General features: G+C 42.4%; 14 protein-coding genes. 5 read left to right on the plus strand and 9 right to left on the minus strand.

The window, feature by feature from the left end; translation table 11 throughout:
• Positions 1-27 precede the first annotated feature (27 nt).
• The 3 genes from mfd to M0N77_RS03505 all read left to right on the plus strand — a co-directional run bounded on the left by mfd (position 28) and on the right by M0N77_RS03505 (position 5,954).
• Positions 28-3,711, plus strand: a complete 3,684-nt coding sequence (gene mfd, locus M0N77_RS03495) for a transcription-repair coupling factor (protein ID WP_353103572.1) — start codon at positions 28-30, stop codon at positions 3,709-3,711.
• Positions 3,712-3,826: 115 nt separating this feature from the next.
• On the plus strand, positions 3,827-4,258 hold the full coding sequence (locus M0N77_RS03500; protein ID WP_353103574.1) for an HIT family protein: 432 nt from the start codon (positions 3,827-3,829) through the stop codon (positions 4,256-4,258).
• A gap of 304 nt (positions 4,259-4,562) precedes the next feature.
• On the plus strand, positions 4,563-5,954 hold the full coding sequence (locus tag M0N77_RS03505) for an adenylate/guanylate cyclase domain-containing protein (RefSeq protein WP_353103576.1): 1,392 nt from the start codon (positions 4,563-4,565) through the stop codon (positions 5,952-5,954).
• Positions 5,955-6,011: 57 nt separating this feature from the next.
• On the opposite strand, the gene fdx is transcribed toward M0N77_RS03505, so the two are convergent.
• From fdx to M0N77_RS03545, 8 genes are all read right to left on the minus strand, one after another.
• Complete coding sequence (fdx, locus tag M0N77_RS03510; protein WP_353103578.1) at positions 6,012-6,350, minus strand: ISC system 2Fe-2S type ferredoxin; 339 nt, start codon at positions 6,348-6,350, stop codon at positions 6,012-6,014.
• Between the two features lie 110 nt (positions 6,351-6,460).
• Positions 6,461-8,338, minus strand: coding sequence for a Fe-S protein assembly chaperone HscA (gene hscA, locus M0N77_RS03515; RefSeq protein WP_353103580.1), 1,878 nt, complete (start codon positions 8,336-8,338; stop codon positions 6,461-6,463).
• 149 nt (positions 8,339-8,487) lie between these two features.
• On the minus strand, positions 8,488-9,096 hold the full coding sequence (gene hscB, locus M0N77_RS03520) for a Fe-S protein assembly co-chaperone HscB (protein WP_353103582.1): 609 nt from the start codon (positions 9,094-9,096) through the stop codon (positions 8,488-8,490).
• Between the two features lie 87 nt (positions 9,097-9,183).
• A complete protein-coding gene (gene iscA / locus M0N77_RS03525) occupies positions 9,184-9,504 on the minus strand; it encodes an iron-sulfur cluster assembly protein IscA (protein WP_353103583.1) in 321 nt (106 codons plus the stop codon).
• A 214-nt stretch (positions 9,505-9,718) separates the two neighbouring features.
• Positions 9,719-10,129 carry a Fe-S cluster assembly scaffold IscU gene (gene iscU / locus M0N77_RS03530; protein WP_353103584.1) on the minus strand — a complete coding sequence of 137 codons (411 nt, stop codon included), beginning with the start codon at positions 10,127-10,129 and terminating at the stop codon, positions 9,719-9,721.
• 135 nt (positions 10,130-10,264) lie between these two features.
• The gene (locus M0N77_RS03535; RefSeq protein WP_353103586.1) at positions 10,265-11,491 is read right to left on the minus strand and encodes an IscS subfamily cysteine desulfurase; all 1,227 of its coding nucleotides are present in this window, start codon (positions 11,489-11,491) and stop codon (positions 10,265-10,267) included.
• A complete protein-coding gene (locus M0N77_RS03540; RefSeq protein WP_353103588.1) occupies positions 11,488-11,997 on the minus strand; it encodes an Rrf2 family transcriptional regulator in 510 nt (169 codons plus the stop codon). The genes M0N77_RS03535 and M0N77_RS03540 overlap by 4 nt, the downstream gene beginning before the upstream one ends.
• A 450-nt stretch (positions 11,998-12,447) precedes the next feature.
• A complete protein-coding gene (locus tag M0N77_RS03545) occupies positions 12,448-13,089 on the minus strand; it encodes a hypothetical protein (protein ID WP_353103589.1) in 642 nt (213 codons plus the stop codon).
• 658 nt (positions 13,090-13,747) lie between these two features.
• On the opposite strand from M0N77_RS03545, the gene M0N77_RS03550 reads away from it, so the two are divergent.
• Positions 13,748-14,020 carry an HU family DNA-binding protein gene (locus tag M0N77_RS03550; RefSeq protein ID WP_025647025.1) on the plus strand — a complete coding sequence of 91 codons (273 nt, stop codon included), beginning with the start codon at positions 13,748-13,750 and terminating at the stop codon, positions 14,018-14,020.
• 332 nt (positions 14,021-14,352) lie between these two features.
• Positions 14,353-16,227 carry a SurA N-terminal domain-containing protein gene (locus M0N77_RS03555; RefSeq protein WP_353103591.1) on the plus strand — a complete coding sequence of 625 codons (1,875 nt, stop codon included), beginning with the start codon at positions 14,353-14,355 and terminating at the stop codon, positions 16,225-16,227.
• A 92-nt stretch (positions 16,228-16,319) separates the two neighbouring features.
• Here M0N77_RS03555 and M0N77_RS03560 read toward each other — a convergent pair whose 3' ends face one another.
• Positions 16,320-17,516: an amino acid aminotransferase gene (locus M0N77_RS03560; RefSeq protein ID WP_353103593.1), complete on the minus strand. Its 1,197-nt coding sequence runs from the start codon at positions 17,514-17,516 to the stop codon at positions 16,320-16,322.
• Between the last annotated feature and the right edge of the window lie 186 nt (positions 17,517-17,702).

Consider the following 17,702-nt stretch of genomic DNA (forward strand, 5'->3'; position numbering starts at 1 on the left):
CACCTTTCAACCTCGATACTATTCTATATGCCTATCACTGCTTTGACTGATGCCTTTTATCCTATCAATGAGCGCCTATTTCCTATAAAAGCGAGCCAAAAACGTTGGCTAGCTCCCGTGCATGGCGCGGTTAGTAGCTTATGGCTTGCCAGCTTGGTTAATACTGACCTATCGAATATGGCGGACCGGCTCAAGATTATGGTGGCGCGCGATCAAAATCAGCTCAATCAGATCGAGACTGAATTAGCGTTTTGCGGAGTGGATGCTTATGTGTTTCCGGATTGGGAAACCTTGACTTATGATGAGCTGTCGCCGCATCAAGATATCGTTAGTGAACGTATTAACCTATTGACCGATATGCCAAGTACGGGTGTGCTGCTAATCTCTGTACAGACTCTTATGCAGCGTGTAGCACCGCCAAGCTGGCTGATAGGCCAGCATTTTGATTTGAGCGTTGGTGACATCTTTGATATTAATACGCAGCGTGAGCTATTGACAAAAGCAGGCTACCGAGCAGTCGAAAACGTCTTTGAGCCTGGGGAGTTTGCCGTTCGCGGTAGTATTATTGATATCTTTGCGATGGGTCAGCCTTTTCCGCTGCGTCTAGATCTATTCGATGATGAGATCGAAACGATTCGTTTTTTTCATCCGCAAACTCAGCGTACTCTGACTGAAGATGATTTGCGAGCGATGATGTCGGGTAATGATAGTAGCATAGGGGCTGAGTCGCTATCGCTATTACATAAATTGCCTGATATCTCAAAGCCTATTAAAGAGTTTCAAATACTCCCTGCCAAAGAGTTTCCTTTAGATGAAAGCCGTGAGACTTTTCGCACTAATTTTGCCACTATGTTTCCTAATGCTAGTAGCCGTAAGTTTGAGCTGCATAAAGACGTGATGGCGGGGATTGCTAGTAGCGGCCTAGAGTATTATCAGCCGCTGTTCTTTGAGCTAGACGATTGGCAGCAAGAGAGTAGTTTATTTAATTATCTGCCCAGTGATGCGCTGTTTATTACTGATGAGCTTATCGGCGAGCGTCAAGTCGATTACTGGTCACAAATCCAGCGCCGCTATGAAGAGCGCCGCCATGATATCGATAAGCCAGTACTAGCACCTGATTTATTATATTTACCAGCTAATAGCTTTAATGAGCAGCTTAATCAGTATCCGCGAGTCATTATTAGTGCCCGTGATGAGCTTGTGATTAGTAAAACTGGCGCTACAGCTGACAAAAGTAGCTCAGATAATAAAATGCAAGGGCTAGTGACCCTTAGCGCCCAACAGCCACCGCAGCTGTCGGTTAATCATCAAAAAGCAGAGCCCTTAGCTGAGCTGTTAGCATTTTTAGAATTACAGAGTCAAACAAAAACGCCGGTATTAATAGTGGCAGAAACCGCTGGTCGCCGCGAGATTCTCATTGAGTTATTCAAAGGCAAAATAGATATCAAGGCTTATGATAATTTTAAAGATTTCTTAGCCATCGATCATAAAAATAATAATCATAATAATTTGCCGCATGTTGGCTTAACCGTAGCGCCTATTGAGCGCGGCGTCTATGTGCCTGAGCGCTTAGTAGTCATTAGCGAGCCCCAGTTATTTGGCCGGCAAGTACTGCAAACGCGTCGTCGCCGTCAAAGCGGAGTATCAGAGGAGTTTTTGGTTAAGAGTGTTACTGAGCTGACTCAAGGCAGTCCAGTGGTGCATATTGAGCATGGTATCGGCCGCTATAATGGCCTGATTATCTTGGATGTCGGTGACGGCGAGCAAGAGTTTATTCATCTAAAATACGCTGACGATGCTAGTATTTATGTCCCTGTGGCTAACCTGCAGATGATCAGCCGCTATAGTGGCGGCGATCCAGCCCTAGCGCCACTGCATAAGATCGGTAGCGGCAGATGGGATAAAGCGAAACAAAAGGCCTTGCAGCAAATTCATGATGTGGCCGCTGAGCTACTCAACATGCAAGCGCGCCGCGAAGCCAAAGTCGGGATACATTTCAAGATTGAACACTCACAGTATGAGCTGTTTGCCAGCCAGTTTGCTTTTGAGGAGACGCCCGATCAGGCCAATGCTATTCATGCGGTGATGGAGGATATGCGCCAAAATCAGCCAATGGATCGTCTCATTTGCGGTGATGTCGGTTTTGGTAAAACCGAAGTGGCAATGCGTGCCGCCTTTATCGCCGTTAGCGCCGGCTACCAAGTGGCGGTACTCGTGCCAACGACTTTGCTCGCCGGCCAGCATGAGGACAATTTCCGTGACCGCTTCGCTGATTGGCCGGTGCGTATTGAAACGCTATCGCGCTTTGGCGGCAAAAAGCATCAAGACACGGTGCTAGCTGACTTGGCGGCAGGTAAAGTAGATATTGTCATCGGTACTCATAAATTACTGCAAAAAGATGTAAAATTCTCTAATCTTGGCCTAATGATCGTTGATGAAGAGCACCGTTTTGGCGTACGCCATAAAGAGCGTATCAAAGCCATTCAGACCGATGTTGATAGCTTATCAATGACCGCTACGCCTATTCCGCGGACTCTCAATATGGCGTTATCGGGTATGCGTGATATGTCGATTATCGCCACCCCGCCAGCGCGTCGCCTAGCCATTAAAACCTTTGTCATGCAAAAAACTGATTCGCTAATGAAAGAGGCGATTTTACGTGAGCTGTTACGCGGCGGACAAGTGTATCTGCTGCACAATGATGTCGCTAGTATCGAGCGTATGGCAGAAACCATCCGCGAGCTGGTACCTGAGGCTCGCGTAGGGGTAGCGCATGGACAGATGCAAGAGCGGCAACTTGAGCAAATCATGCAGCAGTTTTATCACAAAAAGTTCAACGTATTGGTTTGCTCAACCATTATTGAGACTGGTATCGATGTGCCTAATGCCAATACTATTATTATTGAGCGTGCCGATAAGTTTGGCCTAGCGCAGCTGCATCAATTACGTGGCCGCGTGGGTCGTAGTCATCATCAGGCCTATTGCTATCTACTAGTGCCCTCGTTAAAAGGTCTAAAAGGCGATGCTAAACGCCGGCTACATGCCATCGAGCGTGCCAACACGCTAGGCGCAGGCTTTATGCTAGCGAGCGAAGATTTGGAGATTCGCGGGGCAGGCGAGATATTAGGTAAGCAGCAAAGTGGTAATATGCAGGCGATTGGCTTTAGTCTTTATATGGATATGCTAGAGCGCGCAACCAAGGCTATCAAAGCGGGCCGTGAGCCCGATCTCAATACGCCCTTATCGCTCACTAGTGAGATTAATTTGCATAGCTCAGCGCTGATACCTGAGGAGTATGTGCATGATGTCCATCAGCGTCTGCTATTTTATAAGCGTATTAGTAATGCTGAGGACAAAGAGGGTTTGACTGACATTCGTACCGAGATGATTGATCGTTTCGGCACTTTGCCTGATCAAACCAAGCAGCTATTTGCGGTACATAGTCTGCGCTTGCAAGCCGAGCCGCTGATGATTAATAAAATAGATGCCAATAGTAGTAGTGTCACTCTAGAGTTTGCGCCTGATACGCCGGTCGATGCTTTGGCTATTATTAAGCTGATTCAATCGGATAGTAAGCGTTATCGCATGAATGGCGCTTCAGGCATTCGCTATCATGATCCTGACAAGCTTGAGAGCGCGCAGCAGCGAGTGGGCGCTATTCAAGAATTATTACAGTACTTTGATAAACATAGGGTAGCAGAGCCTGCTTGATAAGGTCAGTAGCGGATTAAAAGCAATTGATCACACGGCAGCATGGATAACTGATAAAATAGAGCCATTATCTTTCAGCCCTTTTATTGTATTTTAAAATTAGAGAAAAATAATTATGTTTCAATTACATCCTAAGCTTGCCGCTGACAGTTTTTTGGTAGGGGATTTCCCTTTATCCACGTGTCGCTTGATTAATGATTGCCAATTTCCTTGGCTAATATTAGTGCCACGGGTCAGCGGTATCAAAGAGTTATATGAGCTATCAGAGGCTGATCAAACGCAGTTTTTACGTGAATCGAGCTGGTTATCTAGCCAATTAGCCAAGACTTTCCAGGCAGAGAAAATGAATGTGGCCGCATTAGGAAATCAAGTGCCACAGTTACATTTTCATCATATCGTTCGCTATCAAAACGATGTTCAATGGCCAAATCCAGTATGGGGCACGCCGGCTATCCCTTATACTCAAGAAGTATTGTCACAAATGCAGCAACCCTTGATGATGGCGCTGCGCGGTCACCATCAAATGCCTTTTGATTGGCAAATGTGATTTATATCATAGTTATCCTCAGCTCATAAAGTCTTGCTAAACAACAAAACCAGATCGCAAAGCATCTGGTTTTGTTGTTTAGCAAGAAAGAAAAGCATAATAGTAAGTTTTTATAGGCTATAAATGACAAGTGGTAGCTTTTTGGTTACCATTGCCGTAGGCTCAATAACTTCATTATACTATAATGTATAAAGTTAAGTTTTAGCTAATAGGCTTCAATAGCTTATTATTATTCACTGCTAGTACTAATTCAGTCCTCACTTGTCATTATACTTTCTTATTACTTAATCAAGCGAATATAAATATGTCACTTTTAGAGACGTTAAAACCGAAATTTTCATTAAAAAACAGTGAAGGTTTTAATTTTAATTATCCTGAAGTTTATGTATTGATACTCAGCGTCGCGCTTATCGCTTTATATTTTGAATTCAGTGCTACTTCGATGGCGCTGTTTGTCATAATCTCTCTGCCAAGTTTGATGATCCTTATCTACAATTATCGGCGTCCAGTCAACTTTTGGACGTCAAACGCTGTAGTTATTTTATTATCCACCGTTATTGGTGTCATGCAGTTTTGTGCCGTGATAGCATTGAGCTTGGCTCTGTTGATTGCTGTGCGCGTTATGATGAGCGTCCCTGAGAATAGAGCTAAGCTTTTGGCGTCTTCGATTATTACTATGATTGTTTTTTGCTACGTTAGTATTACGCTACGCGGCTCTAGATTAGACTGCGCGCAAGGGTTTTTACCGCCTACAATACTTTTTGCTAGTCTGTTAGTAGTACTAGGCCAGTTTTGGGTTATCTATCAGAAGTATACTAGCTATAGCGTAGTGGTGGGGCAGTCCAAAGAGAGACTTAGCACTATGGTATCAGTAATCAGTAAGCTGACCCGTTTTGTACCGCCGCAAATATGGCAGCCTATCGTAAAATCAGATAGTAAAGTACAAGTGGCTAATAAACGCGCTAAATTGTCCATTATGTTTTCAGATATTGTCGGTTTTACTGAGTTATCTGATAGTTTAAGTGCCGATAATTTGGCCGATATTCTCAATACTTATATGGAGGTCATGACCAACATCGCTAATAAACATGGCGCGGTATTAGATAAGTTTATCGGTGATGGTATGGTCTGTTTCTTTGGTGAGCCTAAAAGTAATGGCGTACGGCAAGATGCGCTAAACTGTGTCGCTATGGCAGTAGATATGCGCCGTGAAATGCGCGCCTTACGCATGAAGTGGCGATTAATGGGCTTTAAAGGTCTCTATGTACGTATCGGTATTACCACCGGCTACTGCCACGTAGGTAACTTTGGTAGCAACAATCGCCTCAGCTACACAATTATCGGTAAGGAGGCCAATCTTGCCGCCCGTCTTGAACAAGCCGCGGGTAAAGATGAGATTTTGATAAGCCAAGCGACCTATGATTATATCTGTCACGATTATGACTGCAAACATGCTGGAGGTTATAAACTAAAAGGTTTTGATCACGAAGTTTTAGCTTGGAAAGTCATTGATCCTGATGTCAATAAGCACGAATCGTCCAAATGGGTCGATCACACTTTACCGGGCTTCAATCTGCATCTTAACTTTAAAGACATGAAAAACTACGATTATCAAGAGATTAGAAACCGTTTAAACTTTGCTTTAGAGCGTCTTGAAAAAGAAGAGAGCGCTTCGATATCTAATATTAAAAAGTAAATAAGCTTGGCATAAAAAAAAAGCTAACCTTTTCAGATTAGCTGTTTTATCTTAAGATTAATGGTTTTCTTTGGCATGGTTGAGAGTGTATTTTGGAATCTCAATAGTCAAATCATCTTCCTCGATCATCACCTGACAAGATAGCCGTGAATCAGGCTCAAGTCCCCAAGCTCGATCTAATAAGTCAGCTTCGATATCGTCCATCTCATCCAGACTATTAAAGCCTTTGCGTACTACCACATGACAAGTGGTACAGGCTTTTGACATCTCGCAAGCGTGCTCGATCTTAATACCTTTTTCGAGCAAGGCTTTACATAAGTTGCTGCCAGTTTCAAGCTCAACTTCGGTGCCTTCGGGGCATATCTCAAAATGGGGTAATACAGTAATCTTTGGCATAAATAATCGGTCCGCTATTTATTAATTAGAATAGTTTAGAATAATAAGAATTAAAACTCTCAAGCTCAACTTTGCAAGTGATTCATTTAGTAGGCTAATAGCTCTATAGGCTACCAGTCTTTGGCACTAGTACCCGCCATGCTAGTTTTTACACTCTGATTCATAATGCTAGCAGCGAAAGCATCGCTCAATGGCTTAAGTTTGGCTTGCTGAGCTTCAATTTCAGCTAGATTGTCACTGCTCAAAGCGACTTGCAAAGCCTGCATTTGCGTAGCTAAAGCTTGTTTGCCATCATCAGTTAACAAGTTCTCAAAATCGATAATGGCGGATTGTAGAGCTAATAACTCGCGCTCAGCTTCTACTTTGGTCTCAATTAAGGAGCGAGCATTCTTGTCTTCTTCGGCATGTTTGAAGCCTGCCATTAGCAATTGCTCTTTTTGCTCATCAGCTAATCCATAAGCTGGAGTGATCTCAATTTGACTCTCCGTACCGGTACTAGTCTCTTGCGCGCTCACAGTTAACTGACCATTAGCATCTATACTAAAAGTCACCTCAATACGGGCAAAACCTGCTTTCATTGATGGGATGCCATAAAGCTCGAAGCGGCCCAATGAGCGACAATTATCTACCGTCTCGCGCTCACCTTGTACCACATGAATGACAAGTCCCGTTTGTCCGTCTTGATAAGTAGTAAAAACTTGACGTTTCTTAACAGGAATAGGGGTGTTGCGCGGAATGAGCACCTCAACTAGACCGCCCATAGTCTCAAGGCCGAGCGATAAAGGCGTAACGTCTAAGAGTAGTAGGCTATTATCACTACTGCCATTAACCAATTGGTTTGCAGTTTGTGCAGCTCCTAACGCGACTACCTCGTCAGGATTAAGACGGCAAAGCGGCTCTTTACCAAAAAATTCAGCTACAGTTTCTTGGATAACCGGCATACGAGTAGAGCCGCCGACCAAGATAACTTCATCCAAATCTTCGATAGCTAATTTGGCGTCGCGCAGTACTTGTTCACAGACGCTCAGCGTACGGCGACTGACAGGCTGGGCAATCGTTAGCAAATCCTCACGGCGCAAGATACCTTGAAAAGTCTGCTGATTGATAACTAAATCGATAGCCACTTGTGTCTTATCGGTCAGCGCCTGCTTATAAGCTTTGGCCTGCTGAGCTAAGATGGATTTATCATGAGCACTAACATCAGCAGGATCAATACCAAGCTGCTTGATTAGCCAATGGGTCAATAAGCGATCAATATCATCACCCCCCAGCGCGCTATTACCGCCAGTCGCTAGCACCTCAAACACCCCATCGGTTAATTTGAGAATAGAGACATCAAAAGTACCCCCACCCAAATCATAAATTAGATAATAGCTTTCGGCATTATCTTTGTTAGGTTTGTCTAGACCATAAGCTACGGCCGCTGCTGTCGGCTCATTGAGCAGTCTTAACACGTTGATACCAGCCGCTTGCGCTGCATCTTTGGTCGCTTGGCGCTGAGCCTCATCAAAATAAGCTGGAACGGTTATTACTGCGCCTTCGATACTATCAGCAGGTAAAGCACTCTGAGCACGCTGATTCAGGGCAGCCAAGATACGAGCAGAGACCTCAACCGGAGACACTTCACCTTGCGCGGTTACAAACGTGGGCATATCTTCTTTATGACCGCTTAGCTCATAGGGATGCGAGAACTTAATATCAGCCTGACTTCGGCCCATAAAGCGCTTGGCTGAAATAATAGTATTTTTTGGATCATCAGGTAGATGAGCCAACGCTTCATAACCCACTAAAGGGCTACCAGTAGTAGGATAATAAACCACAGAGGGAAGTAAAGTATCAGTCTGGTCTTTTGCTGGTAGCACTTGCGCTTTACCTGAACGTACTACCGCAGCCAATGAGCGCGTGGTACCCAAATCAATTCCAAGGCCGAAACGGTGTTGATGAGGTTTGGCGCTTTGGTTAGGTTCAGCAATTTGCAATAAAGACATAAGACAACTCAAAATAAAAGGAAAGACGATTTTGGCGATAACCGATTATACGGCATTAATGAGACTATTTTAACTCTGAGGTTTTTTAATAACCATGGGCTCATAGACAAGCGCTAAATATTAGGCATGAATTTATTAAGCTACCGTTATTAAACGTATAGATCATCATCATCTTGAATAGTATTCACTAATTCATCTAACGCGGTAGTGATATCTGCATTTAACTTAACTAAGAACTTTAGTTTTTGTGTAGCGTCGATAGCTGTTTGCCAGTCTTGCTGCTGGTAAGCTTGCTTAAAACGTAAAGATTGCTTATCTAGGCGCTGGGTAATCTGCGGATGCAACTGCTGTAATGCTAGACGATCTTTATCTTCAATAGCCTCTTCTAGCTCGATACGCAATTGCATAGCATCATCTAAAAACTCCAAATCAGCAATCGATTGATCTAGGCTCTCAGCTTGTCCAGCCATATCGAGCATATAAGTAGCTCGGCTGTCAGCGTTACTCAGCGTCTGGTAAGCTTGATTGATGATAGCGGAAGCTTGCTCAGAGTGTTGTTGTAAAGTCTGATTATCAGTACTTGCATTAATATTATTAGCATTAATCTTTGCTAAATTATCAGGATGATAACGCTTTTGTAGGGTACGAAGACGATGATCTAGAGACTCTTGCGATAGTTCAAACTGAACAGGCTGCTCAAATAATACAAAAAAATTATCAAACTGAGCCTCTGACTGCGCATTATTGACTAAAGTCATATCCTATACCTTACTTTGGGTAGCACTAGTTTATTTTTATAATTGATGATTTTCGATAAATTTTAGCTTATCTAATGATAAACTCACTTAAACAGTAAAAGATTCGCCGCAGCCACATTCGCCTTTTTGATTAGGGTTAGTGAACTTAAAGCCTTCGTTTAGGCCCTCTTTTTCATAATCCATCAACAAGCCATCAAGATATACTAAGCTTTTAGGATCAATAAAAATACTCACACCGCGGCTATCATAACGGGTGTCGTTTTCGTCAGGAGTATCTACAAACTCCAAAACATAAGCTAAACCTGAACAACCGGCGGTACGAATACCTACGCGAATACCTTCACCTTTGCCCCGACTCTCCAAAAAATCTCGAACATGCTGAGCGGCGCGTTCTGTCATTTCAATCATGCCAACTCCTATTGAGTGTCTATAAATTATATTAAATTTGCTAAGTAAAACGGTTATTGATTTAGCAAGCGTCTAAATCAAAACCTCTTTATATCATAACGCTATATAAAACAAAGGCGACAATGGCATAAGCTTTATTGTCACCTCCGTAGTCCTAAAAAGCAGCTTGCAACTACTCGTCTTCTAAAGTAGATGACATCTTAACTTATCAAGCTTAGTGAGCGGCTTCTTCTTGCACATCGCTTACACCGTGTTTGCCTTTGTAGTCGCTAATAGCGGCTTTGATGGCATCTTCTGCTAATACCGAGCAATGCACTTTTACCGGTGGTAATGCTAGCTCTTGAGCGATATCGTTGTTTTTGATCTCGCCAGCTTGATCCAAGCTTTTGCCTTTTAGCCACTCAGTAACCAATGAGCTTGAAGCAATAGCAGAGCCGCAGCCATAAGTTTTAAAACGAGCATCTTCAATGATACCGTCGTCACCCACTTGAATTTGTAGACGCATAACGTCACCACAAGCTGGCGCGCCGACCATACCGGTACCAACGTTTTTGGCATTTTTATCAAGATTGCCGACATTGCGTGGATTTTCGTAATGATCAATAACTTGGTCACTATAGGCCATGGGGTTTTCTCCTAGTTAGGCGATGAGTAGAGAGGTCTGGTTAGACTAATTTATCCACTCATCTATAATTGGGGTCAAACTTTTAATAGTTTATAAAGCATTATTTTATAAGTTTAGCTAAATACTAGCTCAATATTAGTGCTCTGCCCATTCTACTGAGTCAAGATCAACCCCGTCTTGGAACATATCCCAAAGAGGGGATAGGGCACGTAATTTATCGACAGCTTCATGCATCTGCTTGATCACTCTATCGATGTCTTCTTCTGTGGTATAACGTCCAAAGCTAAAACGAATAGAGCTATGCGCTAACTCATCTGGGCGACCAATAGCACGTAATACATAAGAGGGCTCAAGCGTCGCTGAAGTACAAGCAGAGCCTGATGAGACCGCTAAGTCTTTTAGCGACATCATTAATGATTCGCCCTCAACAAAGTTAAAGCTAATATTGATAATATTTGGGACGCTATGCTCAAGATCGCCGTTTAAGTAAATCTCTTCAATATCTTGCAAACCATCCCAAAGCTTTTGGCGTAGCTTAGCGGCATGAGCATGATCCTCTTCGCGTTTTTCTTCCGCTAAGCTAAAGGCAGCTCCTAGACCAACAATCTGATGGGTAGGAAGGGTGCCTGAACGCATACCGCGCTCATGTCCACCGCCATGTTGCTCAGCTTTTAGGCGAATACGAGGCTTGCGACGCACAAATAAAGCGCCGATGCCTTTAGGACCATAAGCTTTATGACCTGAGAAACTCATTAAGTCAAACTTAGTAGTCTCAGCATCAATCTTTATCTTGCCAACCGCTTGCGCAGCATCTACATGGAAAATAACGCCAGCAGCTCGAGTAATCTCGCCAATAGCTTTGATATCAGTAACAGTGCCTAATTCATTATTTACTACCATTAAAGAGACTAAGATAGTGTCATCACGTAAAGCTTCTTGAACTTGCTCTGGCAATATCAGGCCAGTCCCTTTTTGCGGCTCAATATAGGTAATCTCAAAGCCTTCTTGCTCAAGCTCACGGCAAGTATCTAATACGGCTTTGTGCTCAATTTTGCTAGTGATAATATGCTTACCACGAGATTGATAAAAATGAGCGACGCCCTTGATAGCTAAGTTATCAGACTCAGTAGCCCCTGAGGTAAAGACAATCTCACGTGGATCAGCATTAATAACTTCAGCCACCTGTCCACGAGCGGTCTCTACTGCTTCCTCAGCTTGCCAACCATAGCCATGAGAGCGCGAAGCTGGGTTACCAAAGACTCCATCTACGGTTAAATATTCGCTCATTTTGGCAGCGACCGGTCTAGCGACAGGAGTAGTGGCGGCGTAGTCTAAGTATATTAAATTATTATGTTGGCTCATGCTGGGTTTGCCTCGCTAGTCGATAAAGTAATAGTATTGATATCTTTGCTAGAGATCTCTTCAAAAATATTGTGCTGACGATCTGAGATGGATTGCACGTTTTTCATATCTAATAGTTGTGCTAAAGTTATATTTTTCAAGTACTGCTCGATGTGATTGGACAGTGCACACCATAAATCATGAGTCAAACACATAGTACCGCCCTGACAATCACCGCGTCCTTCACATTGCATAGCATTGACAGATTCATCGACGGCCAAAATAATGCTCATTACGTCTATCTCATCAAGAGGTTTTGAGAGATAATAGCCTCCTGAAGCGCCGCGAATACTAGTCACCAATCCACGCTTACGCAATTTGGAAAACAACTGTTCTAAATAAGAGATAGATATAGATTGACGCTTAGCAATATCAGAGAGAGAAACGGCGCCATCTTGCTGACTGCTTTGTAATGCTAGATCTAATAATGCAGTAACAGCGTATCTGCCTCGGGTAGTTAAACGCATAAAATATCTCCAAACTGATTAGTAATTAGCTTAAATAAATAACGTATGGTCTTTTATAGTTCAATATATTGGATATAATATAAGTCAACGCCATACGTTATGGCTATTACACAACAGAAGGTTAACCCGGTTCATGCTGCGATAGAGCCATTATACTTAATCCTGAGTAATTTAGTCAAGATTAAAATGTGGTGGAATGGTTAATTGAATTAAAGACTAATATTGATAAAAATGATTAACGATTAGTAATGCTTTGGATGACTACTAATCGCTAAATAGAAGGAGAGACAAGACTAGAACTAGTATTGTTTTACTATGCTATTAGTTTTACTAGGCTATTAGAAGTTATTGAGTTTTAAGCCTACTTTGACAGTTAGCTTATTGAATAAAAGGTATAGGACCAAAATTGCTTGTAGATCTAATTTATGGATATCACAAGTAACTGCAAAATTACATCATAAATAAAGCAATAATAGCGATTAGAGCAACGACAGCGGCTACTATCGCGGTAATAGTGAGCATTTTTTGTTTACTCTCCAGCTCTTTGACAGTCGTTTCAAGCTCGCGATTTTTTACTGTTAAAGTATTTATCTGTGTCTGCTGCTCAGCAATCCGCGCTTTATAATTATCTGCTTTTTCTTGTTTTTCTGCGTCAGTGGCTTTGGTCTTATCGCTACCTTTTATCTTTTTGATAAGTCCTTGAATAATGCCGCCTACACCCATCTGCATGATAAATTGTTTAACCAGTTGAACTTGGACCACCTCACCGCGCATCTGTAGCTTCTCAGTCGTTTCTACATCGTGAGTAGTTAGCGCATTAAGCACCTGAATACTATAAGCGTTGATGATGACATCAGGCTCACTGCGATCGATAGGCAAACTGGCGTCAAGTAAAACCCCTTTATTGCTAAAGGTTGCAAAAACCTCTACATGCGGAAGATACAGGCGTAAGCAAACTACGGTGTTTTGCTTGGCGAGGGGATAGGCCGCCTTACGTAGCTCAGGATCTAAGCGTAATAGTAACGTCATTGCTGATTCAATAAAGACCAGAATGATATTTAGCAGAGAGTGAGATAACGTAGAACGCTTCATGTAGAGTATCCGTTTTTATGATTAAGGGTTATAAAGGAGTTAAAGATAGAGCAATAATAATGCAAATGGTCGCTAAGAGTAGCGTAAAAATAATTATTGTCAAAATTAATCTAACTCTTTGCTGCTTCTTACTAGCCATAAATTAACACAAATAGCTTTAACAACCGTTTTTTGTGTATCGTCTATAACAAAAAAGCTAGGTTACTGACTGAAGGTTAATCGGCACAAGCCAGTATAAAAGGCCAACGACGACGTTTTACCCATTCCATCATAAAAATATTGTTTGTTAGTGTCAGTAATCGAATTGTTGCTGATTTATCCATGTTTTTATAAATACTAATCAGTAGTATTGATAGTAAATAGTAAGTAAAAGAACAGCTTAGCGTCACAAACTAGTAACAAAATACAGCGCTATAGTAAATATCAGTAATAAAGTTACCGATTTTTTGCGTAAAGTTAAGTGACAAATACGTTGTGCAGTAAGCAAAAAAATGTAAAATCGCTTGCGCTCCCTATGCTGCCTTGATATAAAGGCCATAATGAAGTGTCACTCACAAACACGTAAGCTTGAAGTGGTTGTTATTGCTTAAGCAGTATTTGAGCGCTACAATACCTAAGGTTAACGTTTTTTACCGCCCTTAAACTTGAAGGAAATTTTATGAATAAGTCAGAATTAATCGATAGCATTGCAGACAAAAGCGGCCTAAATAAGACCCAAGCTGGTGATGCATTGAACGCTGTTATGGAAAGCGTTGGTGAAGCATTAGAAGCTGGTGAGAGTATCTCATTGGTTGGTTTTGGTACTTTTAGCGTAAAAGACCGTAAAGCACGTACTGGCCGTAACCCTAAGACTGGTGAAGAGTTGGCTATTCCAGCTAGCAAAGTACCAAGCTTTAAAGCTGGTAAAAACCTAAAAGAGCGTTTGAACTAAGCTGACGCTTAGCTTCATTGCTAATTACTGTATTGACAGCCTAAGATAATAGTAAAAACTGGACTGCGTATAGTGATAAAGAGCACCTTTAATACAGGTGCTTTTTTTGTGCCCAAAAAATGTAGCAAACGCTGAGCGAATATTTTTGAGTCTATCGTAAAAATCACGTATCATAGGCGCGCATGTCTCAAAGCTTCACAGATAAACGAAGCATCAAGCAAAATTTGACATCAGCCTTTTATTATTGATAATTCCTACCATTGCCAGTCCTCTAATGACTGATATTCTTATCAATGGTCTTACCAACACGGGTTAATAAAGCAGAAATAATTATGGATAAATTGCGCGATTTTTTGAAAACTTGGCCTGGTCGCATTTTATTGATGTTATGCCTAGCGCCGCTAGCGCTATTAGGTGTTGAGAGCTATTTTGGTGGTAATACTGATCCTAACCAAATCGCTCAGGTAGGAGAGGCCAGTGTTGGGCTTAGCGAGTATCAATCTGCGGTTAATAGCCGCCGCAGTGAGTTATTAGAGCAGATAGAAGATGCTAGTCTGTTGAATGAAGACGTCTTACATGAGCAAGTGTTAAAAGGTCTTATTGATCGCACCTTATTAGAGCAGCAGGCTGGCAAGTTAGGCATGACGGTCTCTGATGACACTATCAATCGCTTGTTATTGCAAGAAGAGATATTTAAAGACGCTGATGGTAACTTCTCTAATGAGCAGTTTTCAAACTTTTTGCGACAGCGCGGGATGACTAAAAATCAGCTTTTTGCTGAATTTCGCAATCAGTTAAGTCTCGATCAGCTCAATGCCAGTATTGTAGGGACGGCTATTTATCCTATGCGCGCGGTCAATCAGCTCATTGATTTGCAACTAGAGACGCGTAAAGTATGGCTGCATCGCTTTAATTGGCAAGATTACCAGCAGCAAGTCAAGATCAGCAAATCTGAGATTGAAAGCTACTATAATACCAATAAAGACAAACTCAAAAGCGCCGCTATGGTCGATTTGGCTTATATCCAGCTGACACCTGCTAACATTAAAGTCAATCAAGTGACGCCAGAGGAGCTGCAACAGCAGTATGAAAGCTACAAGCAACAGCTTGGCGTTAGTGATGAGCGAATGATTAGTCAGATTCTATTAACGGGCGATAATGCCAAGGCTCGCGCGGATAAAGTGCTTGCTAGTCTTAAAAAAGGCGAAGACTTTGCCACGCTTGCCAAGCAGTACTCTGATGATCCTACTGGTGCTAACGGCGGCGCTATTGGCCGCTTTAACCCTTCGGTGTTTGGCAATGACGCCGCTACCGTCGAAAAAGCTCTTGAAGGCCTGGCAGTAGGAGAGGTTAGCCCGGCAGTAAAAACTAGCTTTGGTTATCAGATATTCAAAGTTACGGATGATAATAGTAGCGACATTGCCAGTATGGAGAGCATGCGTGAGGAGCTGACGGCAAAAGCTAAAGAGTATAAGCGCCAGACTATTTATGCAGATAAAGTCACTGCTATCAATGATCTAGCGGCAGATGGTTTTAGTATTGAAGATATTGCTCAGCAAGAAGGTGTTACTCTTAAGCGTATCAAAGATTACAGCAAAAACAATAATACTTCAGCACTGGCACAACCTGCGGTCATTAAGCAGGCTTTTGATGAATTTACTATTCAAGATCAAGCCGTCACTACCGGTATTGAGGTAGGTGATGGTATGGTATGGGCGCAGCCAAGTAACTACCGTCCAACTCAGACGCTAAGCCTCAAAGCAGCTACGCCAACTATCACTCAGACATTACGCAAACAAAAAGCCAGCGCTATGGCTCTAGCGGATGCCAAAAAGCTAGCCGCGGCTATCAAGACTACTGACGATATTGCTAAGCAACCAGTAAGCTTTCAGGCTTTGGGTGAGATCAATCGTCAAACGCCCTTATTATCTGAAAAAGAGCGTGGTTTAGCCTTTAGTAAGCAAGCGCCTATGAATGGCGTAGTGGCGATAGCGAGTGCTACAGAGGTAGGAGCGTCTGTACTGGTCGGTGATCATATAGAGACGCAGGGCGAATCACAATTATCAGCAGCAGAAAAATCGCAAACGGCCTCGATTATCCGTGATAATTTGGGACAAGATCAATTGCAAGATTATCTAGATTATCTGCGTTTGGTTTATAAAGTTGAGATTAATGAAACTAATCTGGCTAATGCTCAGGTTCGTTAATTAACAGTAATGATGTAAAATACCGCAACGATTGAACCGCTCTTATGAGTTTTTATAATTATAAGAGCAGTCTATCATGGCGGTATTTTTATTTAATCCTCTAACACCCTTGCCATCGCTTCAGCCACATAATCAACATTACTAACGTTAAGTCCTGCCATACACATCCGCGAATTTGATACCAAATACACTCCATACTCACTTTGCAAACGTTCAATCTGCTTAGGAGTTAAACCGGTAAAACTGAACATACCTTTTTGCTCAGTAAGATAGTCAAAATTGCGCTCAGGAAGCTTAGTTTGTAATACTGATTTGAGCTTTAAACGCATCGCCTTAATACGGTCGCGCATAGCATAAACCTCGTTGACCCAATGCTGATGCAACTCTTCATCATTCATTACTATATCGACCACATGACCACCGTGCGATGGCGGGCAAGTATAGATACGACGTACAGTATAATTGAGCTGACCAAAGACCCGCTTTGCTTCATCGCTAGTTGGACAAACTACCGACAATCCACCCACACGCTCACCATATAGCGAGAGATTTTTGGAGAATGAATTACTCACAAATACAGGCAAGCCTATCGCCACCGCCTGACGAATAGCATAAGCGTCTTGAGCCATATCTTCGCCAAAACCTTGATAAGCGATATCCATAAAAGCAATCAATTGTTGCTGCTTCATAACTTTCAGCACTTGATCCCATTGTTCAGGCGTCAAATCTACGCCAGTTGGATTATGACAACAAGGATGCAAAAGCACCACGTCGTTTTTATTTAACTGCTTGATAAAGCTAAGCATCTCATCGAACTTTAAGCGGCTAGTGGCATTATCATAATAAGGATAGCTGCCCACTTCGATATCGCAACCCTCAAAGATGGCGATATGATTACTCCAAGTGGGGTCGCTTACATAGCACTTAGACTGCGGAAAAAACTGATGAATAAATTCTGCCCCAACCTTTAATGCTCCTGAACCGCCTAAAGTAGCGATAGTAGCCACGCGGTCTTCTTGCAGCACTTGCGAGCCTGCGCCAAACAGTAAGTTTTGACAGGCCACGCGATGTCCGAGCAAACCTGCCATCGGTAGATAAGGCCGCGGAGTAATAGGATTAGCGATCAGGCGCTCAGCAGTCTTTACGCATTCCAAAACCGGTAATTCGCCCACTTCATCATAGTAAATGCCAATCCCTAGATTCACTTTATGTGGATTATTATCACTGACAAACTTATCCATCAAGCCTAAGATAGGATCGCCAGCATAATAGTCTATATGTGTAAACATGTTATTATTTCCTAAAAATTATGATGATTGGTTTTTATAATATGGCGCTTAAGATTAAACTTCTTGAGAAGGTAATAGCGCGTTATAAGTAAAGAGCATAAGCTAGATTAACCAGTAACTTAATAGCCAAGCTAGTTTATCAGCCTATACTTCAACTCCATACCTTTTCAATGGCTTATTGAGGCA

It is taken from the genome of Psychrobacter sp. AH5, assembly GCF_040371085.1.
In the GTDB taxonomy this organism is placed as follows: domain Bacteria; phylum Pseudomonadota; class Gammaproteobacteria; order Pseudomonadales; family Moraxellaceae; genus Psychrobacter.